General features: G+C 50.3%; 1 protein-coding gene. It reads left to right on the top strand.

All coding sequences use genetic code 11. The features are described 5' to 3' along the window. The coding region (locus RTW80_RS27355; protein ID WP_312721221.1) for a hypothetical protein at positions 1-256 on the top strand (256 nt) is incomplete at its 5' end. Between the last annotated feature and the right edge of the window lie 181 nt (positions 257-437).

The raw sequence follows: 437 nt of genomic DNA, 5'->3' as shown, positions 1-437 counted from the left end.
ACTTTGGGCAACAACCAGATGGAGGCCAGGACTGACATTCATCGTTTCATGGTCCATTTTGTTCGCCACGCTTTTCTCCGGTTTTAAGTGGGTACAGCTAACCGGATTATGTCTCTGGGCGGCAGGAAATCTTTTTCTGGCTGAATCAATTCCCGGTGGCATGGTGTGGCGTGAGCTGCACTCACCACCTTCAGACGCAACACCGGAAGAAAAGGAGGCTAACCCTCTAGGTTCCAGCAACATCATCAACCAATGAGGAAACGCAGATGGCGGGACAAAGAACATCGCAGAAGGGTGTGTCCGACCGCAAAACAAAGGATGTGAACGTAAGCAAAAAAAGAAAGCTGGCCGACCGGTTGTACGGTGCGTTTCTGCTCTTATGCATGGTAGCCGTGGTATGCCTTTTTTTCTACGGGCAAAGCCACAACAGCATATGG

Source organism: Escherichia sp. AM3 (assembly GCF_032029835.1).
GTDB classification, from domain to species: domain Bacteria; phylum Pseudomonadota; class Gammaproteobacteria; order Enterobacterales; family Enterobacteriaceae; genus Escherichia; species Escherichia coli.
This window is presented reverse-complemented; position numbering and strand designations above follow the sequence as displayed.